Below are 18,638 nucleotides of genomic sequence, written 5' to 3' on the forward strand. Positions count from 1 at the left end.
TGCTGTCTCCTTAGTCCGCACCGGGGTGCGACAAGGCTTGATTTGACGTCGAAAGCGAATAGGTTCCCGATGATCCTATCCGTACCGCCCTTTCCGCACCTCCCGTGCGCACCGTCAGGAGCAAGCCATGCAGGCGATCGTCGAAAAACTGAAAACCACCGCTGCCGCCACCAAGGCGACCGACATCCGCGCCGCCTTCGCGGCCGATCCGCAGCGTTTCGAGAAATTCAGCGTTTCCGCCGATGACCTCACCATGGATTTTTCGAAGACGGCCGTAAATGCCGAAATCCTCAGCCTACTCGTGGAACTGGCGGAAGCGGGTGGCGTGCCCGAGAAGCGCGAAGAGATGTTCTCCGGCGTTGCTATCAACTTCACCGAGGACCGTGCGGTCCTGCACACGGCTCTGCGCAACCGTTCCAACAATCCGGTTCTGGTCGACGGCAAGGATGTGATGCCCGACGTCAATGCCGTGCTGGCCGCGATGGGCGAGTTTGCGCAGGGCATCCGCTCGGGATCGCTAAAAGGTGCCACTGGAAAGGCGATCACTGACGTCGTTAATATCGGCATCGGCGGATCTGACCTCGGCCCGGTCATGGCGACGCTGGCGCTTTCCCCCTACCATAGCGGTCCTCGCGCGCATTTCGTCTCCAATATCGATGGCGCCCATATCGCCGACACACTGAAGCTCGTCGATCCTGAAACGACGCTGTTCATCGTCGCCTCCAAGACCTTCACGACGATCGAGACGATGACCAATGCCCAGACGGCCCGCAAATTCGTGGCCGATGCATTGGGTGACGATGCCGTCCAGCATCATTTCTGCGCTGTTTCCACCGCCCTCGACAAGGTCGCCGCCTTCGGCATCGACAAGACACGCGTGTTCGGCTTCTGGGACTGGGTCGGCGGCCGCTATTCGATCTGGTCGGCGATCGGCCTGCCATTGATGCTCGCCATCGGCCCGGAAAATTTCGGGCATTTCCTCGACGGCGCCCATGCCATGGATACGCATTTCCGCACCGCGCCGACGGAAAAGAACCTGCCGATGCTGCTCGGCCTGATTGGCTATTACCATCGCAACGTGCTGGGCTACCCGACCCGCGCCATCCTGCCCTATGACCAGCGCCTGTCGCGCTTTCCGGCCTATCTGCAGCAGCTCGACATGGAATCGAACGGCAAGGGTGTCACCATCGACGGCACGCCGGTCGAGGGTGAATCCGGCCCCGTGGTCTGGGGCGAACCCGGCACCAATGGCCAGCATGCCTTCTACCAGTTGATCCATCAGGGCACGAGCATCATCCCGGCCGAGTTCATGATCGCTGCCAACAGCTTTGAGCCGCAACTGCGTCACCAGCACGACCTGCTGATCGCTAACGTTCTGGCGCAGTCGGAAGCGCTGATGAAGGGCCGCACATTCGAAGAAGCCAAGAAGCAGCTGACCGACAAGGGCATGGACGACAAGAAGGCGGACTTCATCGCACCGCACCGCGTCTTTACAGGCAACCGCCCGTCGATCACCTTCGTCTACGACAAGCTGACACCGTTTGCCTTCGGTCGTCTGGTGGCGCTTTACGAACACCGGGTGTTCGTCGAAGGCGTGCTGTTCCGCATCAACTCCTTTGACCAGTGGGGCGTGGAGCTCGGTAAGGAACTGGCGACGGGGCTGCTGCCGGTGGTGGAAGGCAAGGAAAGTGCTGCCGGGCATGACAGCTCAACGCAGGGTCTCGTGAAGACGCTGGCGGGGCTTAAGAAATGAGCGATACATAATCGCCTTTATGTTTAAATGATCCCGTCAGATCGATTATCGAGCGGGATCATGATGGCGCTATTCGGCAGGGCACTTTTTTGTACTGACGGCACCTATCTGCTCGCTTGCCAGAAGGGTAGGAAGCGAGTTGATAGGCCGTTCTGCACCTGAACAGCCGACGATCATCCGGGACGAAATACTGAAACTTCGTGCATCTTCTGCCGACAGCCTCTCTACCGCCTGCTTTTCAGTTGGAGCGGCAGGTGTCGTCGCGCCACTATTCGCACCCATATTTCAGAGCGGGCCGACGATCCCAAAACCTATATCGAGATGCTGATGATCTTCGGTGCCACCCTGATTTGGCTGACAATGGGCTTTGTGCTAAATATGATCGGCGAAGCTTTTCTGCTCAAGCTCGGAGACAGGTGAATGGATGCACTCTCGCTTTATGCTGGCAGCGGCGCGGTGCTTTTGATCATTGCACTGCTCGTTCTCTATCGCCTGCGTCATAGCTGACGCAGGCGTCCGGGCCTGATCTTACAGCCCGATCTCTGCCGCAAATGGCGGATTGGCCCCTGCCCGCGATACCGTGACTGCCGCAGCCTTCGCACCCAGTGCCAGCGCGCTCGCGATCTGGTCTTCGCTCAGGTTCGCCACCTGTGTCTTGGTGAGCAGGCTCTGCATCTTCAGTGACGCCAGAATGCCGGCATCGAATGTATCGCCGGCGCCGACCGTATCGACAACCGTGACACGTTCGCTCGGCACCGCCACCTTATGGGCAGACGTGTAACCCACGGCACCTTCGGCGCCACGCGTCACCACCACGAGCTTTGCGCCGTGACGCAGCCAATGGCGGGCAAGCGTGTCCTCGTCGCCTTCCATTCCGAACCAGGCGAGGTCTTCATCAGAGAATTTGACGATGTCCGACATCGCCGCCATGCGGTTGATTCGGGCCAAATGTGCCGCCTTGTCCTTGATGAAACCGGGGCGGATGTTGGGATCAAGCGAGATGACGCGAGTGGCGGCTTCGCGCTTCATCAGCGCCTCGTAAGTCGAGCCGCAGGGTTCCGGAATGAGGCTGATCGCGCCGAAATGCAGAGCCTCGCAATCATCACTCAGTGCCGGCAAGTCGGCTTCGGTAATCATGCGACCGGCTGTGCCTTCGTCGTAGAAGGCATAAGTTGCGTGACCATCAACGAGCTTGACGAAGGCGATCGTGCTGGGGCGCGAGGCAAGCGCGCAATAACTGAAATCGACATTGCTCTTGCGCAGCGTGTCGCGAAGGATGTCACCCATCATGTCATCGGCAAGGCCGGTGAAGAAGCCGGTATCGATACCCAGGCGTCCGAGAGCGATGGCCGTGTTGAACACGGCACCGCCGGCATAGGGCGAAAATGCCGGCTCACCGAGCGTCGTTTCGCGCGGAAGCATGTCGATAAGGGCTTCACCGCAGCACAGAATCATGAATTTCCCTCCCGAGGAAGAACCTGTTTGGCACAGGAATAAGCGAGCTTTTGACAATTGACCAGAGCAAAAGCTCGCTTCGTGGATGGCCGTTCAGCGGGGCAATTCGGCGATGCCGCCATTGCGGGCGGACCATTCCAGCGGCGCATCGAGGAAGGCTTCCACTTCCGACAGCGTCTTTTCATCGAACAGTTTTTGATCACGCGCGACGGCGAGAACATTGCGCCAGGTGGCGATGTGATGGAACTGCACCTTGCCATCGGCAAAGCGCAGCGCGCCTTCGTCGAAAATGCCGTAGTAAAACAGCGCCATGCCGTGATCGACGACGCCGCCGGCTGCGCGGATCGCATCGATGAACTTGAACATCGAACCGCCGGCCGTGGTCAGGTCCTCGATGACGAGAACGCGCGACCCTTCCGGCATGTTGCCTTCGATCTGGGCATTGCGGCCATGGCCCTTCGGCTGCTTGCGGACATAGATCATCGGCAGGCCGAGACGGTCGGCCAGCAGGGCCGCGAAGGGAATGCCCGCCGTTTCACCACCGGCAATGCAGTCGAACTTTTCGAAACCGGCATCGCGCAGAAGCGTGGCGACGGCAAAATCCATGATTGTGGAGCGGACGCGCGGATAGGAAAGCAGCTTGCGGCAATCGATATAGACGGGGCTCATCATGCCCGAGGCGAATTTGTAGTGCTGTGCCGCGTTGAAATGCACCGCCCCGATTTCCCAAAGCATCTTCGCCATGAGGTCTGCCATGACCGTGCGATCGGTGAATGTCGTGTGCATGTTTCCGCTCCTTGCGATCCGTTGCGACGATGTTTCTGAAAGGAGCACTGCCCGCTCCCGAAATCGCGCCGATTTCCGGGTCGATCCTGTAGCAGCAACATGGTTGCGCTTCCAGTGATCACGGCAAGCCTGGATAAACAAACTGCCCATGTTGAAAGCCGCCGAAACGAACAGACCGCGTGCCAGGGCCGGTCGTGCTTTCAGAAACGCGCGGCGAATCCCGACGCAGTGGCGATCGATTGCCTGCCGAACACCCGAAACCAGGATCCTGCTTTCGGTTACACGGCCGTCCAATAGAGGGGAAACATCGGATCAAAGACCGTGACGGGACCGGCCCCCGTCTCGCGCTTTGCAGGAAACTGTACGGGTTCCGCTTGCCTCTCCAGCGTGATGCGGTCCTCGTTCGGTGCCAATCCGTACCAGGCCGGACCGTTCAAGGAGGTGAAGGCTTCGAGCCGATCAAGCGCATCCTCCTCTTCGAAGACATGGGCAAGGCAGCTCATTGTATTGATCGAGGTATAGATGCCGGCACAGCCGCAACCGCATTCCTTCAGGGGATCGACATGCGGGGCGGAATCCGTCCCCAGGAAAAAGCGACTGTCGCCCGACGTTGCCGCGGCACGCAGCGCAAGACGGTGGCTTTCACGCTTTGCGACCGGCAGGCAGTAGTAATGCGGGCGGATGCCGCCGACCAGAATGGCGTTGCGGTTGATGATCAGGTGATGGGTGGTGATCGAACCCGCCAGATTATTTTCCGCGGAGAGGATATAATCGATCCCGTCGGACGTCGTGACATGTTCCATTGTGACCTTGAGGTCCGGCAGTCGCTTGCGCAGTGGATCGAGAACCGTATCGATGAACACCGCCTCCCGATCGAAAATATCGACTTCCGGCGTCGTCACCTCGCCATGTACGCAAAGCGGCAGGCCGATTTTCGCCATCCTTTCCAGCACCGGCATCACCTTGTCCAGGTCGCGCACGCCGCCATGCGAATTGGTGGTAGCGCCGGCCGGATAAAGCTTTACCGCATGGATCAATCCGCTCGCCTTGCCGGCCTCGACATCGTCCGGATCGGTGTGTTCGGTCAGGTAAAGCGTCATCAGCGGCTCGAAACGATCACCGGCCGGCAGGGCTTCCATGATGCGCGCGCGATAGGCCTTGGCATCCTCTACCGTTACGACCGGGGGCACGAGATTGGGCATGATGATGGCACGGGCAAAGTGGCGGCTGGTATCGCCGACCACGCCCTTCAACATGTCGCCATCACGAAGATGAAGGTGCCAATCATCGGGGCGACGGATGCTGATGCGGGTCATGAGACGAGGCCTTGTTGTCAACAGAACCTTCGCCATACCACCGAAAGACCCGCAGAAACAACTGCGCACCAAAGCGTGATTAAAATTCTGCTTTTGAAGGAAAGCGACTGTAATTCAGCGCTTTAGGCCCGCGTTCCCGCACGCTTTCCGGGCGCAACACCCTTCGAACGGCCGCGAAAGCGCCAGGAAAATCGGAACCCCCGCGCAATTTCAGCGTTCGGTCATAAAATCTTTAAGTGATCATGAGCCGGAGGCGAGGATGAAGTCCCGTTCCAATAAAGTCAATCGAATGATGTTGCTGACCACAGGAAGTGTCGCTGCACTTTGCATGCTGACCGTTTCCCTGAACGCCGAACAGCGTGCCAAGGTCGAGCAGACGGCGGCATTGCAGAGCGATTGCGACCGCCTGGCCGGCAGCGCCTATGACAAGGATCGCAACGCAAGCTTTGCCCCGGTGGGTATCGACGAAATCGGCGCAGGCGCCATCGATGCCTGCCGCACCGCTTATGAGGCCACCAAGAACCCACGCTTTGCCTTTCAGCTCGGCCGTGCGCTGAACAAGGCGCAGGAACCGGATGAAGCAATGTCCGCCTATCAGGCGGCTGTGGATGGAGGCTATTCCGCCGCGAAGGTCAATTTCGGCATGCTGATGGGCCGCATGGGTGATGTCCAGGCTGAGTTCAAGCTCTATAGCGAGGCTGCAGCCAGCGGCAACGTGCTTGCCCAGTACAATCTCGGCGTTGCCTATCGCGACGGCCTGGGCACTTCGGCCGATGGTCAGCAGGCGCTGCACTGGTTCGAGGAAGCCGCATTGGGCGGCGACGATACCGCTGCATTCAATATCGGCGCAATGTATGACGAAGGCACGCTTGTCCCCGAGGACAACCAGACGGCCATCGCATGGTACGATCTGGCCGCTCAGCGCGGCAGCACGGATGCCATGATCAACCTTGGCCTGATGTACGAGACTGGCGAAGGCATTGCCAGCAATCCCGAACGGGCCGCCGAAATGTTCCGTTCCGCCGCCGAGAAGGGTGACGTGTTCGGCGCCTACAAGCTTGCCCAGATCGAAGAGCGCGGTGTCGTCCCGCCGGCACCGCAGCAGGACGACCTGGCTGAAAGCGTCAGCACGCTGGTGCTTAAGCAGGGCGATGTCGAGCCGTTTGGCGTCAAGCCCAAGGATATCTGAGGCGGGAATATCGGAGGCCAGGTAGAAGCCAGGGATATCTGGGCCAAGCCTCTGTCTGCACCCGCGATACGGAAGCGCCGTCCGTCCATCCCGGACATGCGCTCTCAAAGCCCGGACCGTTCGCACGGTCCGGGCTTTTGCTTCTCAGGCCTCCGGTATGTCGCCGGCCGATGGACCCCATACGTCTGTCATGGCAAAGCCGCCGGCCAGCGGATCGAACGGATCGAGCGCCACCTGATGCAGACCGAAAGTGAAGCCGCGACCGGTGATGGTTGGGACGATGGCGGATTTTCCGGCGATCGTGGTTTCTCGCTCCAGCCCGACCTTGAATTCCGAGCCGATGATGGAGCGGGAAACGAAGACATCGCCGACCTTGACCTTGCCGCGGGCATGCAGCGCCGCCAGATTGGCGGAATTACCGGTGCCGCACGGCGAACGATCCGCCCGACCCGGCCACATGGTGGTGCAGGTGCGCACGGCGCCATCGGCGTCACGGTCCCGGAACATCACATAGGCGATGCCGGAAATGGCCGGAATTTCCGGATGCGCGACCGGAAGTGCCGCATTGGCAAGTTGCTTGATGACCATGCCCGCCTTGACCAGCGCTGCGGCATTGCCCTTTTCGATGGTCAGGCCGATCTGGCCGACATCCACCAGCGCATAGAAGATGCCGCCGTAACAGACATCAAGAACGATTTCGCCCCATTCCGGGGTCGTCAGCTTCTGATCGAGTACGTGCACGAAGGAAGGCACCATGGTGAGCCTGACCTTTTCGCAACGTCCATCCCGGCAGGTGGCGACGGCGCGAACGAGCCCGGCCGCGGTTTCCAGCGTGACGACGGTTTCCGGCTCGCGCATTTCGACGATGCCGGCTTCGAGAAGGGCGGTGGTGACGCAGATCGAATTGGAGCCGGAGCTCGCATGCGCCTGATCCGGCTGCAGGATGACGAAGGCGGCATCCGCGGACGGATCGGTCGGCGGCAGCAGAAGATTGACCGAGCCAAGCGGTGTGCCGCGCGGTTCGAGGCAGAGGAAGCGACGCAATTCCTGACCTTTCGGATCGCTGTTCAGCCATGCCAGTTTCGCGGCCGTCGTCTCACCTGGGATTTTCGGCACGCCGCCGATGGCCACGCGACCGATCTCGCCTTCGCAATGGACATCCAGCAACTGGATCGTGCGCTTCCACCTCATTTAGGTCTTCCTTGTATGAGCAGGTCTATTTTTCCGTTGTCCGCATCCTCGATCGGGTGCAGAAGTGAGGATAGTTCTAGACCGGTCCGCCACGGCAAATCGAGGGAAAAAGCGTCGGATGCTCGCCATATTCGGAAAAGCCGCCCTGACAGCGGGTGCTGCTATTCTCGATGTCTATCGCAACGGCATGGACGTGTCGCTGAAGGCCGATGCGAGCCCGGTTACGCAGGCGGATGAAATTGCCGAGGGGATCATCGTTTCAGCCCTGACTGAGGCCTTTCCCGATATTCCCGTGATTGCCGAAGAGGCGGTCGCGGCCGGCCATGCGCCGGATATCGACGCTCGCTTCTTCCTCGTCGATCCGCTGGACGGCACCAAGGAGTTCGTTGCCGGAAAGGCCGACTTTACCGTCAATATCGCTTTGATCGACCAGGGTGTGCCGGTTGCCGGCATCGTCTATGCGCCGGCACTGAACGTGGCCTATGCCGGCGAGGGCGACAGGGCGTGGAAGATGGCGGTCTCGCCCGAGGGCGCGGTGAGCATCCGCGTGCCGATCACCAGCCGTACCGTGGTCGAGCCGCCCGTCGGACTGATCAGCCGTTCGCATTGCGATGCGCAGACCCACGCCTTCGTGGCGGAGCACGCGGTCACGGACTGTCGTAGCGTCGGTTCGTCGCTGAAATTCTGCATGCTGGCGGAAGGCGGGGCCGACGTGTATCCTCGCTTTACCCGCACGATGGAATGGGACACGGCGGCCGGCGATGCGATCCTGCGGGCAGCGGGTGGGCGCACATTGGGCCTGGACGGCAAACCGCTCGTCTATGGCAAGCGCAACCAGGCCCATGACAGCGACTTTGCCAACCCCTCCTTCATCGCCTGGGGGCGGGCGGCTGAACCAGCCTGAACATGCTCAGCAAGCATGTAACGAGACGCTTCGAAAGACGCGGCATATCTGAACCGGAGTTTGTCATGGCATTGATGGAGAAGATTGCTTCTGCGGCCCCACCATCCGGACCCGACGAAATCTGCTCAGATTTCGAAATGCGTGTTGGAAAACACATGACCATGCGGGCGAGCGCTCGGATTACACCGGCAGGCGTGATCAGCGTCGGGCTTGCGGTGGCGGTCATGACATGGGCGCTGGGCTATGTTGCCGGCACGCTTTGGCGACGCCATTAGTCGACGACAACGGTCCAGGCCATACGCAGGACGATTGGCTTAAACTTCATTACGATATCAAAGGGAGAGAAATGGCGCACCCGAAGAGATTCGAACTCCTGACCCCCAGATTCGTAGTCTGGTGCTCTATCCAGCTGAGCTACGGGTGCGTCTGTCGGCGGTGTGTCCCGCCTCGTCAGCGGCGTTTCCCGCTGGCGTGGCGATCCTCTAAAACGTCCCGGAAACGAATGCAAGCGATTTTCCCGCCCGATTTGTCATTTTACCGACATAAGTCGTTCGCAGCATTGAATTCGTTGCACAAAACGTGATCAGGCACGTGCCCGATAGTCTTCGAAGGAAACCGGACGGTCCGGAATCTCGATGCGGAACTGCGTTCCCGGCCCCGGTTTTTCCACCAGGCCGATCGTGCCGCCATGGGCGAGAACCAGTTCCCGGGCGATAACCAGACCAAGGCCGGTGCCGCCGGAACGCGCCGAGCCCCGAAATGCGGAAAACAGGTTTTCACGCGCCTTGCGCGGCATGCCGGGACCGGTGTCATCGACGGTAATGCTGACCACGCTGCCGACACGCTGCGCCGTCAGGGCGACGCGCCGGCCAAGCAGCGGGTCCATCACGTCGGCCTGCGCCAGAGCCTGCACGGCGTTGCGGCAGAGGTTGTGAATGACGCGGAAGAGCTGTTCGCCGTCGGCATCGACCTCCAGATCGGCCGGAATCTGCTCGACATAGTCGATGCCGCCTTCCGGATCGAGCGCCAGCATGTCGCGGACTTCCTGGCAGAGTGTCGACAATCGGATGAGCCGGCGTTTCGGAGCGGCTTCCCGCGCCTGACCGTAAGCCAGCACCTCGGTCGAATATTCCACGGCGCGATCGATCGTGCGGAGCAGTTTTGGCGCAAAACTGCGCACCATCGGATCCTCGACATCGACCAGCCTATCGGACATCAGCTGCGCGGAGGCGAGGATGTTGCGCATGTCATGATTGATCTTGGATACGGCAAGGCCAAGGTCGGCGAGGTTCTTCTGCTGTTTCAGCGTGCGTTGCAGCTCCACCTGCATTGCCGTCAGGTGGCGGCCCGCAACCGCGAGCTCGCCTTTTTCCCGGCCCGGGCTGAACAGCCGTCCCGGATCCTCGGGATGTTCGGAAAAGATCTGCATGCCGCGCGTCAGCCGACGGATCGGCTTGATCATCATCCGGTTGATGGCGACGTAGATCATGAAGGCCGTGATCAGCGAGATCATCAGCGACAGGATGAACATGTCGCGTGAGAAGCTGAGCATGGCCTTGTGCAGGACCTTGTCGCTCATCACCAGTTCGATGATCATGTCGCTTTCGCCGATCGGACCGTAGACGCGCATGATACGGTTGCCGCCGAAGATCAGTGTCTCGATCGAATCGCGCATGGAGACGAGCGGCGTCTGGGCAGCCAGATTGATCTGTTCGTCGACCTGTGGCGGCATATCCATGGCGGCAAGAAGGCGCGACGTGCCGTCCTTGCGCAGCGCGATCACCTTGGTGCCGGTGGCAAGCAACGTATCGTCCTGAACGGCGCGCGGCAGTTCGGCCGGCTGCAGACCGTCGATGACGATGCCCGCGGCGGCCGCCGTATCCAGCCGATCGCGCAGCCAGCCGTCGCGCATATTGGCAACGGTCGGCACGAAGATCAGGATTTCTGCCAGCATGACGAAAATGACGGTGAGCCAGAGAAGCCGCCCCGACAGCCCGCCAAAGACACGCGGCATCGGCTCCAGCGGCAAATCGGCCGCCGGCCGTGTCTCGGCTTCCCGAGGCAATACCGCCGCGTCGTCTGTCATGCATGTCTCCCTTCGATCAGCGCCAGACATAGACGCCGGGTGGCGGCCATATTAGCGCCAGGCGACAATTTTTCCAATCCTTCGCCCAATGCCCCAGAATGGAACGGCAACGGCGGCCGTTTTAGCGACCGCCGTTGCCGGATTGCGTCGATTGAGCGCGCGATAAAGATCAGAATTCTTCCCAGCTATCGCCCGATGGGGCAACGGCTGCAGCACTGCCGCCTCCGAACGCTCGCGTCAGCGACCCGACCATTCGGCGCGCGGGTGAAACTTGTGGCGCTGCAGGCGTGTTGGCGGCGACGGCCCGCAGCGTGCCGGCTGGCGCCGTGCGTGACTGAGCCGTGCGCGACTGGGCTGCGCGTGACTGGGCCGCACCGCCGGAGCCGATGTCGAAGCGCGAGACGAGTCCGAAAAGGTGGTCAGCTTCCGACGAGAGCTTGTGGGTGGCGGCAGAGGTTTCCTCGACCATGGCGGCATTCTTCTGCGTCACCTGATCCATCTGGTTGACGGCGGTGTTGACCTCAGCCAAGCCGGTTGCCTGTTCGCGCGCAGCCGTGGCGATCGAATGGATATGATCGTTGATGCTGTGGACACGGCTTTCGATCTCGGTCAGGGCCTCGCCGGTCTTGCGCACCAGCGTCACGCCGTTCGACACTTCCTGGCCAGACTTGGTGATCAGCGACTTGATGTCCTTGGCGGCATTGGCGGAGCGCTGGGCAAGCTCTCGGACTTCCTGCGCCACGACCGCAAAGCCCTTGCCGGCCTCGCCCGCCCGAGCTGCCTCGACGCCGGCATTGAGGGCGAGAAGATTGGTCTGGAAAGCGATCTCGTCGATGACATTGATGATCTGGCTGATCTCGCCGGAGGCCTGCTCGATACGACCCATGGCGCCGATCGCGCTGCGCACCACCTCGCCGGACTGGGCGGCGCTCTGCTTGGCTTCCGTCACCATCGTGCTCGCCTCCTGGGCGCGATCGGCGGAGTTGCGCACCACGGCCATGATCTCGTCGAGCGCGGCCGATGTCTCTTCCAGAGCGGAAGCCTGCTGTTCCGTGCGCTTCGAGAGGTCGTCCGTCGCCGAGCGCAACTCATTGGAATTGTCGTTGATCGAGCCGGTGGCGCCCCGCACGTCCTTCATGGTGTTGCGCAGATTGCTCATGGCGCCATCGACATTCTGCTGAAGTTCGCCAAAGGCGCCGCGGAACTCTCCGTGCATGGTTTGCGTCAGATCGCCCTGGGCGAGACCGGCGACGACGCGTCGAACCTCGGACACGCCCGCATCAACGCTGCCCACCAGTTGGTCGACATCGCGACCAAAGGCATCGAGGCCCGGCTCACCGAAAGAATGGTTGATGCGGCGGGTAAAATCGCCACCGACGGCAGCACTGACAACCTCGCCCATGCGGCGGCGGAATTCGTCGTTCTTGGCGCGCATGTCGGCTTCACCCGCATTCATGCGAGACACTTCGATACCGTTGCGCTTGAACACTTCAACCGTTTCGGCCATGTCGCCGATTTCGTCCTTGCGGCCGACCGACGGCACCTGCGTGCCGAAATCGCCGCCGGCGATCCGGGTCATCGCGCCGGTCAATTCGACGATCGGTCCACTGAGATGACGGCGGCCGGTGATCAGGCCAAACGTTGCACCGGCCAGCACTCCCAGCACGGTAATGGCGGAAACCAGAAGGATGACGATCTGACCGAACGCATCCAGTTCCTTTTCGAGCGCCACGAGTTCGGACTGGTCTGCGGCGACGATCTTGTCGATACTGGCCTGGAAAGCCTTGCGGTTGGCGCGGTTCGCTTCGTTATTGCCTTGAACGGCAGCGGCCTCCGGACCCTGTTCGCGGGCAATTCTTACGGTCTCTGAACGAAACTGCGCAAAGCCCTGCGACTGCGACACGACCGTGTCGAAATCGCCACGCTGGCTGGCGGGAACAAGCGGCTGCCATTCCCCTATGACTTTTTTCAGTTCATCAAGGTTGGACAGAATGCCTTTGGCGAACGGCTCGGCGGCCGCCACGTTATCGGCCGCATAGATGCCACGTGCTTCCATGACGACGGCAGTAACGGCCCGATTGACGTGCTCGCCAAAATAGACGCGTTCCGCCGCCACTCCGTAGGAGTCGATACGATCACGATATTCAAAGATTGCAAACAGTGATAGGCCGCCGATTGCGCATGCAACCAAGCTCATAAGGCCGACCAGTAAGTTAATTCTGCCACGGATTTTCATGAATCCTCCCCACCTGGCGCGACGGCACGGCAACATGCAGAGTTAATCTGGAAGAACCGGCCTAAGGCCAACAGAATTATCATCGGCCTTTTAATAAAAACTTTCGCCTTTCGGTATTTTTCGGATTTATAGTTTTAATAGGCAAATACATCCACAGGATATACTCTATAAATTTAACAACCCTGGGAAGAAGTTAGTGCGGCGCAAAATAAAATTTCGAAGTTGTTTTGCGCCGCAGCATTAGGCCGATATTCCTCACATTCGGTCAATGGCCTTCGGCAATTGACTTTCGCGCCTGACTGCCCTTATAAGCCGCCCAACGTCCGGCCCCTGGTCTGCGCGAGCGCAAGCCTTTTGCCGTGACGTTTCTTTCGCAACGCTCTTGCTCCTTGAAGCAAACCCAAGAAGGGCCGCACACCGCGGTATTAAAAAAATGAAGCGTACCTACCAGCCGTCCAAGCTTGTTCGCAAGCGTCGTCACGGTTTCCGCGCCCGCATGGCAACCAATGGCGGCCAGAAGGTTCTGGCAGCTCGCCGCGCACGCGGCCGCAAGCGTCTTTCGGCCTAAGGCCGGCTGCCCGATGACAAACCGGGCGACCAAAGACGACAATCCTCCGAAAAATGCTGTCGGGCGGCTGAAAAGCCGTCCGCAGTTTCTTCGTGTCCGGGAGGGAGAACGCCGCAAAGGCAAGTTCTTTCTTCTGGAAGTGCTCGACCGCCAGGAACCGGATACCGGTGCCCGCGTCGGGTTCACCGTCACCAAGAAGCATGGCAACGCGGTTGAGCGAAACCGCATGCGCCGCAGGCTGAAGGCTGCCGTTGGGCACAGCGCCGCAATTGCAATGAAAGACGGACACGATTATGTCATTGTCGCCCGACGCGAAGTGCTGACGGCGAAATTTGCCGATCTGGAGGCCGCGCTTTGCCAGCGCATCGAGAGCCGACCGAGACATGGCGCCCCAAGGAACTCCGCCCCAGGAAAGCATGATGGAAAAAAACCGTAATTACTTCATCGCGATCGGCCTATCGGTGCTGATCGTCCTTGCCTGGCAGTTCCTCTATATGGGCCCGCGAATGGAAGCCCAGCAGCGTGCCGAAGAAGCCCGTTTGGCCCAGCAGGCGCAGCAGCAGACCATCACCCCGGAAAGCCCGGGCGCGACCTCGCCGACCACCGGCCTGCCCGGCGCGACGCAGGCGCAGGCCACCGCCACCCGCGAGGAATCGCTGGCGAAGTCGCCGCGTATCGTCATCGATACGCCGGCCCTTTCCGGCTCGATCAACCTGACCGGTGCGCGTTTCGACGACCTGAAACTGCGCGACTACCATGAGACCGTGGATGATACGAGCCCGCTCATCACCCTCTTCTCGCCCGCCGACACCAAGGACGGCTATTTCAGTGAAGTCGGCTTTGTCGGCAGCGCCGATTCCGGCACCGTTCCCGGCCCAGGTACGCAGTGGACCGTGGCGAGCGGCGACAAGCTGACCGTCCAGACCCCCGTCTCGCTGACCTGGACCAACGACAAGGGCGTCGTCTTCACCCGCAGGATTTCCGTCGACGAGCACTACATGCTGACGGTCGACGACAAGATCGACAACCCGACCGGCGCCGCCATCAATATCGGTTCCTACGGCCGCGTGACCCGTTACAACAAGCCGGCGACACCTTCCGTCTGGGTCATCCATGAAGGCTTCCTCGGCGTCGTCGGCACCGACGGCAGCCTGTCTGAACACACCTATTCCAACATCGAAGAAGAGGACGTCGCCCATCCCAAGGCAACCGGCGGATGGATCGGCATTACCGACAAATACTGGGCCTCGGCGCTTATCCCGCCGCAGACCATCGCCTACACGTCGCGCTATTCCCATTTCACCGATGGTCAGCCGCGATACCAGGCCGACTTCAAGACCGAAAACATCACCATCCAGCCGAACGCTTCGACCGAGTTGAAGAACCTGGTCTTCGCCGGTGCCAAGGAAGTGCCGCTGGTCGCGCAGTATGAGACCCAGTTCAACATCCCGCTGTTCGACCGCATGATCGACTGGGGCTGGTTCTGGTTCTTCACCAAGCCAATGTTCCAGCTGATGGACTTCTTCTTCCGTCACGTCGGCAATTTCGGCGTCGCCATCCTGCTCACCACCATCGTCGTCAAGGCGATCTTCTTCCCGCTGGCCAGCAAGCAGTATGCCTCCATGGCCAACATGAAGCGCGTTCAGCCGAAGATGGAGGAGCTGAAGGCGAAGCACGGGGACGACCGCATGGCCCTGCAGAAGGCCATGATGGAACTCTACAAGGAAGAAAAGATCAATCCGATCGCCGGTTGCTGGCCGGTTCTTCTGCAGATCCCCGTGTTCTTCGCGCTCTACAAGGTCATCTACGTGACCATCGAGATGCGCCACGCGCCGTTCTTCGGCTGGATTCAGGACCTTTCTGCACCCGATCCGACCTCGCTGTTCAACCTGTTCGGCCTCCTGCCCTATGACGTGCCGCACGCGCTGATGATCGGCGTCTGGCCGCTGATCATGGGTGTCACCATGTTCGTGCAGATGCGCATGAACCCGACCCCGCCGGATCCGACCCAGGCGATGATCTTCACCTGGATGCCGCTGGTCTTCACCTTCATGCTGGCAAGCTTCCCGGCCGGCCTGGTGATCTACTGGGCCTGGAACAACACGCTCTCGGTCACCCAGCAGGCGATCATCATGAAACGCCACGGCGCAAAGATCGAACTATTCGACAATTTGAAGGGGCTTTTTAAGAAGAAGCCGCCGGCAGAAGAAAACAAATGACATGGACAAACCCCGCTGCGGCGGGGTTTTTCTTTTGGTCGCGGCCACGCAGCCGTGCCCGGCAAAGCTTGACAATGAACCCTAAAACCACGAAGCCCGAGCCTTCAGATCAAGACAGGACGACAAGACCGATGCCCGCAGACGGAAACATGGACGCCAAGCCGCTGTTCGGCCGCCCCTGGATCTTCATCCGTGGCGTGCCCTCGATGGATTTCCTGCCGCCTGAAGGACCGCTGGAAGTTGCCTTTGCCGGACGCTCGAATGTCGGCAAGTCGTCGCTCATCAATGCGCTCGTCGCCAAGAAGGGTCTTGCTCGCACATCCAATACGCCGGGCCGCACCCAGGAACTCAATTATTTCGTGCCCGACGGCTATTCCGGCCAGGCCGGCGATCTGCCGCCAATGGCGATCGTGGACATGCCGGGCTATGGCTATGCCCAGGCGCCGAAAGCCATGGTCGACAACTGGACCAAGCTTGTATTCGATTACCTGCGCGGCCGCGCCACGCTGAAGCGCGTCTATGTGCTGATCGACAGCCGGCACGGCATCAAGAAGAACGATGAGGAAGTGCTGGATCTGCTCGACAAGGCAGCGGTCTCCTACCAGGTCGTGCTGACCAAGACCGACAAGATCAAGGAAGCCGGCGTGCGGCGCCTGATCGAGGAAACCACGGAGAAGATCCGCAAACGGCCCGCGGCTTTCCCGGAAGTGCTGGCGACCTCCTCGGAAAAGGCGGGTGGCATCGACGACCTTCGCCGCGCCATCGGCATTGCGGTGGGGAAACCGGCCTGACGGTTTGCTGTGGGGACGGCAGGGGAAGACCGTCAGACCGGTTGAACGGCCGCGTTCGGGGCGGAAGCGGCCGTTATTCTGTAAGCATGGTCGCGCCTCGATTTCGGCACCGACCATGCCGGACGGTAGAGCTTACATTTTCGGCAGCAGCACCGCGTCGATGACGTGAATGACGCCGTTCGACTGCTTGACGTCGGCGATCGTCACATGCGCGACACCACCGTTTTCATCGGTCAGCGTGATCTTGCCCATGGACTGCTTGGCCTTGAGCACGCAGCCGCCAACGGTCTTGACGTCATGGGTGCCGTTATCGTCCTTGATCATCTTTTCGATCGCCATGGACATGGCATTGGCGGCAACGACGTGGCAGGTCAGGACCTTGGTGAGCTTGGCCTTGTTTTCCGGCTTCAGCAGCGTATCGACCGTGCCCTTGGGGAGCTTTGCGAAAGCTTCGTTGGTGGGCGCAAAGACCGTGAATGGGCCCTTGCCGGAAAGCGTATCGACCAGGCCGGCAGCCTTGACGGCGGCAACCAGCGTGGTGTGGTCCTTCGAATTGACGGCGTTTTCGACGATGTTCTTGTTTTCGTACATGGCGGCGCCGCCAACCATGGGATTCTTGGCCTGCGCCCCGCCGGCGGCAGCCACCACGCCGACGATCGCCAGCGCGCGAATAGCGGATTTCAACATTTCAGACGTCCTCTTCCACAATTGATCCGGCGATCTCGGCAGGCTGCCGGAGCGCTGGTTCCTCATCCTTTTGAACATGAGAGTAGACGGACGTTCGGGGAGAAGAGTTTCAGCCGCGCGACGCTTCAAACAAAAAAAATCCGGCGATTTGGCGCCGGATTTTTCTTTTGGGATAACAGGTGCTGGTCAGGGCGCGCGCGTCTGGCCAAGCGCGAGAACGGGGCCGGTCGGCTGCCCGGTCGGCGAACCGCCGTAAGGTTCGAGACTGACGGCAAGCGTGATCCCGGCGGCAATGCGGCTGCGCATTTCCGGCGGAACCTCGATCTCGCCTTCGCCGCTCTGAGGCAGTACGCCAAGGGAGGCCGCCGGATCGTTGCCGGAGATCATCCAGAGTTCGAGCGACCGCTGGTCACTCGGTCCAGCGGCGACCGGGGTTAGCGACAGACGACCACTATCGGCACTGTAGCTCGCGACGAGGCTGATGGCATTGCCCTCACCCGACAACTGCGCCACCAGCGGCTGGGCCTGCGGGCGAGTGCCGACCGGCAGGTTCTGCACGACCACCGTCCCGGCCAGAAGAAGGAGGGAGAGTGCCGTCATGGCGCGCCACAGCGCAACCGAACTCCATGCGCCAGCAAGGCCGCGCTTTGGCGTCTTCGGAAACAGCCGCGCTTCAATTCGAGGATAGAGCCCTGCCCGCGGCGTCGCCGGGTCATAATCGTCGTCAAAACTCGACAGGTTTTCCGACCAGCGACCGACCATGGCCGCAAATACCGTGTCGCGCGCCATGCGCGCCTCGACATTGCGTCGCTCCTCCAGCGACAGCACGCCCAGCACATATTCGCCGGCAATCACCTGATCGCGGGCCCTGTCGCCTTCGCTCTGTTCCGGTGTCGTCATCTGTCCAAGCACTCTCTCAGCTTCAAAAGGCTTCGCCGCAGCCAGGTGCGCATCGTGTTGAGCGGCACAGCATGGCGGTCTGCCAATTCCTGGTAACTCAAACCCTCCACATAGGCGCTGCGAACGGCGCCTGCGCGGTCAGATTCCAACTCTTCCATACACCTGTCAATGCGCTTGCCTTCGCCCTTTAGGACGGCGGCCTGCTCCGGATCGGCACCACTGTCGGCGATATCCCATCCGTCTTCATCGATGTTGCTGGCAACGGGGCGGCGGGCTCGCAACAGGTCGATCGAATGGTTGCGCGCAATCGCCGTCAGCCAGCCAAGCGGGTTGATGCCGCTGGCCGCAAAGCGGTCGGCGCGGTGCCAGATCTTGACGAAAATTTCCTGGAGGGCATCTTCGGCATCGGTCCTGTCCTTGAGAATACGAAGGCACACGGAAAAAAGTTTCGGCGACGTCGCCGAATAAAGCGCGGAAAACGCACCGCGATCGCCAAGACTGACACGCGAGATCATCGCTGCGAGGTCTTCACCTGCCATGCTTGCACCCCCTCTCCA

Annotated in this window: 17 protein-coding genes and 1 tRNA gene; 8 read left to right on the forward strand and 10 right to left on the reverse strand. The window is 60.7% G+C overall.

Annotated elements, in window-relative coordinates; all coding sequences use genetic code 11:
- Window positions 1-127 precede the first annotated feature (127 nt).
- Window positions 128-1,753 carry a glucose-6-phosphate isomerase gene (gene pgi / locus ACQKKX_RS16815; RefSeq protein WP_427572215.1) on the forward strand — a complete coding sequence of 542 codons (1,626 nt, stop codon included), beginning with the start codon at window positions 128-130 and terminating at the stop codon, window positions 1,751-1,753.
- Between the two features lie 528 nt (window positions 1,754-2,281).
- Here pgi and ACQKKX_RS16820 read toward each other — a convergent pair.
- From ACQKKX_RS16820 to pyrC, 3 genes are all read right to left on the reverse strand, one after another.
- A complete protein-coding gene (locus tag ACQKKX_RS16820) occupies window positions 2,282-3,208 on the reverse strand; it encodes a carbohydrate kinase family protein (RefSeq protein ID WP_427572216.1) in 927 nt (308 codons plus the stop codon).
- A 93-nt stretch (window positions 3,209-3,301) separates the two neighbouring features.
- Complete coding sequence (locus ACQKKX_RS16825) at window positions 3,302-3,994, reverse strand: orotate phosphoribosyltransferase (protein ID WP_427572217.1); 693 nt, start codon at window positions 3,992-3,994, stop codon at window positions 3,302-3,304.
- A 278-nt stretch (window positions 3,995-4,272) separates the two neighbouring features.
- Window positions 4,273-5,310, reverse strand: a complete 1,038-nt coding sequence (gene pyrC, locus ACQKKX_RS16830) for a dihydroorotase (RefSeq protein WP_427572218.1) — start codon at window positions 5,308-5,310, stop codon at window positions 4,273-4,275.
- Between the two features lie 328 nt (window positions 5,311-5,638).
- Between pyrC and ACQKKX_RS16835 the strand changes: the two genes are divergently transcribed.
- Window positions 5,639-6,499, forward strand: a complete 861-nt coding sequence (locus tag ACQKKX_RS16835; RefSeq protein WP_427572219.1) for a tetratricopeptide repeat protein — start codon at window positions 5,639-5,641, stop codon at window positions 6,497-6,499.
- Between the two features lie 144 nt (window positions 6,500-6,643).
- Here the strand turns inward: ACQKKX_RS16835 and ACQKKX_RS16840 are convergent, their stop codons facing one another.
- Window positions 6,644-7,690 carry a proline racemase family protein gene (locus tag ACQKKX_RS16840; RefSeq protein ID WP_427572221.1) on the reverse strand — a complete coding sequence of 349 codons (1,047 nt, stop codon included), beginning with the start codon at window positions 7,688-7,690 and terminating at the stop codon, window positions 6,644-6,646.
- Between the two features lie 118 nt (window positions 7,691-7,808).
- On the opposite strand from ACQKKX_RS16840, the gene cysQ reads away from it, so the two are divergent.
- Together cysQ and ACQKKX_RS16850 are read left to right on the forward strand one after the other, a co-directional pair.
- Window positions 7,809-8,594 carry a 3'(2'),5'-bisphosphate nucleotidase CysQ gene (gene cysQ, locus ACQKKX_RS16845; RefSeq protein WP_427572222.1) on the forward strand — a complete coding sequence of 262 codons (786 nt, stop codon included), beginning with the start codon at window positions 7,809-7,811 and terminating at the stop codon, window positions 8,592-8,594.
- A 65-nt stretch (window positions 8,595-8,659) separates the two neighbouring features.
- Window positions 8,660-8,869 (forward strand): hypothetical protein, encoded by a 210-nt coding sequence (locus ACQKKX_RS16850; protein WP_427572224.1) that lies wholly within the window; start codon window positions 8,660-8,662, stop codon window positions 8,867-8,869.
- A gap of 72 nt (window positions 8,870-8,941) precedes the next feature.
- Here ACQKKX_RS16850 and ACQKKX_RS16855 read toward each other — a convergent pair.
- The 3 genes from ACQKKX_RS16855 to ACQKKX_RS16865 form a co-directional block, all read right to left on the reverse strand.
- A tRNA-Arg gene (locus ACQKKX_RS16855) sits at window positions 8,942-9,018 on the reverse strand.
- A gap of 159 nt (window positions 9,019-9,177) precedes the next feature.
- Complete coding sequence (locus tag ACQKKX_RS16860; RefSeq protein WP_427572226.1) at window positions 9,178-10,680, reverse strand: sensor histidine kinase; 1,503 nt, start codon at window positions 10,678-10,680, stop codon at window positions 9,178-9,180.
- 169 nt (window positions 10,681-10,849) lie between these two features.
- Window positions 10,850-12,916, reverse strand: coding sequence for a methyl-accepting chemotaxis protein (locus ACQKKX_RS16865; protein ID WP_427572228.1), 2,067 nt, complete (start codon window positions 12,914-12,916; stop codon window positions 10,850-10,852).
- Between the two features lie 433 nt (window positions 12,917-13,349).
- Between ACQKKX_RS16865 and rpmH the strand changes: the two genes are divergently transcribed.
- The 4 genes from rpmH to yihA all read left to right on the forward strand — a co-directional run bounded on the left by rpmH (window position 13,350) and on the right by yihA (window position 16,494).
- Window positions 13,350-13,484, forward strand: a complete 135-nt coding sequence (gene rpmH / locus ACQKKX_RS16870) for a 50S ribosomal protein L34 (RefSeq protein ID WP_109458303.1) — start codon at window positions 13,350-13,352, stop codon at window positions 13,482-13,484.
- Between the two features lie 13 nt (window positions 13,485-13,497).
- Complete coding sequence (rnpA, locus tag ACQKKX_RS16875) at window positions 13,498-13,920, forward strand: ribonuclease P protein component (RefSeq protein WP_427572230.1); 423 nt, start codon at window positions 13,498-13,500, stop codon at window positions 13,918-13,920.
- Window positions 13,904-15,703: a membrane protein insertase YidC gene (yidC, locus tag ACQKKX_RS16880; protein WP_427572232.1), complete on the forward strand. Its 1,800-nt coding sequence runs from the start codon at window positions 13,904-13,906 to the stop codon at window positions 15,701-15,703. Before rnpA ends, yidC begins: the two co-directional genes overlap by 17 nt.
- Window positions 15,704-15,834: 131 nt before the next feature.
- Window positions 15,835-16,494, forward strand: coding sequence for a ribosome biogenesis GTP-binding protein YihA/YsxC (yihA, locus tag ACQKKX_RS16885; protein ID WP_427572234.1), 660 nt, complete (start codon window positions 15,835-15,837; stop codon window positions 16,492-16,494).
- A 132-nt stretch (window positions 16,495-16,626) separates the two neighbouring features.
- Here yihA and ACQKKX_RS16890 read toward each other — a convergent pair whose 3' ends face one another.
- The 3 genes from ACQKKX_RS16890 to ACQKKX_RS16900 all read right to left on the reverse strand — a co-directional run bounded on the left by ACQKKX_RS16890 (window position 16,627) and on the right by ACQKKX_RS16900 (window position 18,620).
- Window positions 16,627-17,181 (reverse strand): fasciclin domain-containing protein, encoded by a 555-nt coding sequence (locus ACQKKX_RS16890; RefSeq protein WP_427572236.1) that lies wholly within the window; start codon window positions 17,179-17,181, stop codon window positions 16,627-16,629.
- A gap of 186 nt (window positions 17,182-17,367) precedes the next feature.
- On the reverse strand, window positions 17,368-18,081 hold the full coding sequence (locus ACQKKX_RS16895; protein WP_427572238.1) for an anti-sigma factor: 714 nt from the start codon (window positions 18,079-18,081) through the stop codon (window positions 17,368-17,370).
- The gene (locus ACQKKX_RS16900; RefSeq protein ID WP_427572239.1) at window positions 18,078-18,620 is read right to left on the reverse strand and encodes a sigma-70 family RNA polymerase sigma factor; all 543 of its coding nucleotides are present in this window, start codon (window positions 18,618-18,620) and stop codon (window positions 18,078-18,080) included. The genes ACQKKX_RS16895 and ACQKKX_RS16900 overlap by 4 nt, the downstream gene beginning before the upstream one ends.
- Window positions 18,621-18,638 lie beyond the last annotated feature (18 nt).

This window comes from Neorhizobium sp. NPDC001467 (assembly GCF_050275975.1).
In the GTDB taxonomy this organism is placed as follows: Bacteria; Pseudomonadota; Alphaproteobacteria; order Rhizobiales; family Rhizobiaceae; genus Neorhizobium.

What these genes read in the sequence shown, in the direction of transcription:
- pgi (WP_427572215.1), top strand. Translation starts at nt 128, where the DNA reads ATGCAGGCGATCGTCGAAAAACTGAAAACCACCGCTGCCGCCACCAAG.
- ACQKKX_RS16820 (WP_427572216.1), bottom strand. Translation starts at nt 3,208, where the DNA reads ATGATTCTGTGCTGCGGTGAAGCCCTTATCGACATGCTTCCGCGCGAA.
- ACQKKX_RS16825 (WP_427572217.1), bottom strand. Translation starts at nt 3,994, where the DNA reads ATGCACACGACATTCACCGATCGCACGGTCATGGCAGACCTCATGGCG.
- pyrC (WP_427572218.1), bottom strand. Translation starts at nt 5,310, where the DNA reads ATGACCCGCATCAGCATCCGTCGCCCCGATGATTGGCACCTTCATCTT.
- ACQKKX_RS16835 (WP_427572219.1), top strand. Translation starts at nt 5,639, where the DNA reads ATGCTGACCGTTTCCCTGAACGCCGAACAGCGTGCCAAGGTCGAGCAG.
- ACQKKX_RS16840 (WP_427572221.1), bottom strand. Translation starts at nt 7,690, where the DNA reads ATGAGGTGGAAGCGCACGATCCAGTTGCTGGATGTCCATTGCGAAGGC.
- cysQ (WP_427572222.1), top strand. Translation starts at nt 7,809, where the DNA reads ATGCTCGCCATATTCGGAAAAGCCGCCCTGACAGCGGGTGCTGCTATT.
- ACQKKX_RS16850 (WP_427572224.1), top strand. Translation starts at nt 8,660, where the DNA reads ATGGCATTGATGGAGAAGATTGCTTCTGCGGCCCCACCATCCGGACCC.
- ACQKKX_RS16860 (WP_427572226.1), bottom strand. Translation starts at nt 10,680, where the DNA reads ATGACAGACGACGCGGCGGTATTGCCTCGGGAAGCCGAGACACGGCCG.
- ACQKKX_RS16865 (WP_427572228.1), bottom strand. Translation starts at nt 12,916, where the DNA reads ATGAAAATCCGTGGCAGAATTAACTTACTGGTCGGCCTTATGAGCTTG.
- rpmH (WP_109458303.1), top strand. Translation starts at nt 13,350, where the DNA reads ATGAAGCGTACCTACCAGCCGTCCAAGCTTGTTCGCAAGCGTCGTCAC.
- rnpA (WP_427572230.1), top strand. Translation starts at nt 13,498, where the DNA reads ATGACAAACCGGGCGACCAAAGACGACAATCCTCCGAAAAATGCTGTC.
- yidC (WP_427572232.1), top strand. Translation starts at nt 13,904, where the DNA reads ATGGAAAAAAACCGTAATTACTTCATCGCGATCGGCCTATCGGTGCTG.
- yihA (WP_427572234.1), top strand. Translation starts at nt 15,835, where the DNA reads ATGCCCGCAGACGGAAACATGGACGCCAAGCCGCTGTTCGGCCGCCCC.
- ACQKKX_RS16890 (WP_427572236.1), bottom strand. Translation starts at nt 17,181, where the DNA reads ATGTTGAAATCCGCTATTCGCGCGCTGGCGATCGTCGGCGTGGTGGCT.
- ACQKKX_RS16895 (WP_427572238.1), bottom strand. Translation starts at nt 18,081, where the DNA reads ATGACGACACCGGAACAGAGCGAAGGCGACAGGGCCCGCGATCAGGTG.
- ACQKKX_RS16900 (WP_427572239.1), bottom strand. Translation starts at nt 18,620, where the DNA reads ATGGCAGGTGAAGACCTCGCAGCGATGATCTCGCGTGTCAGTCTTGGC.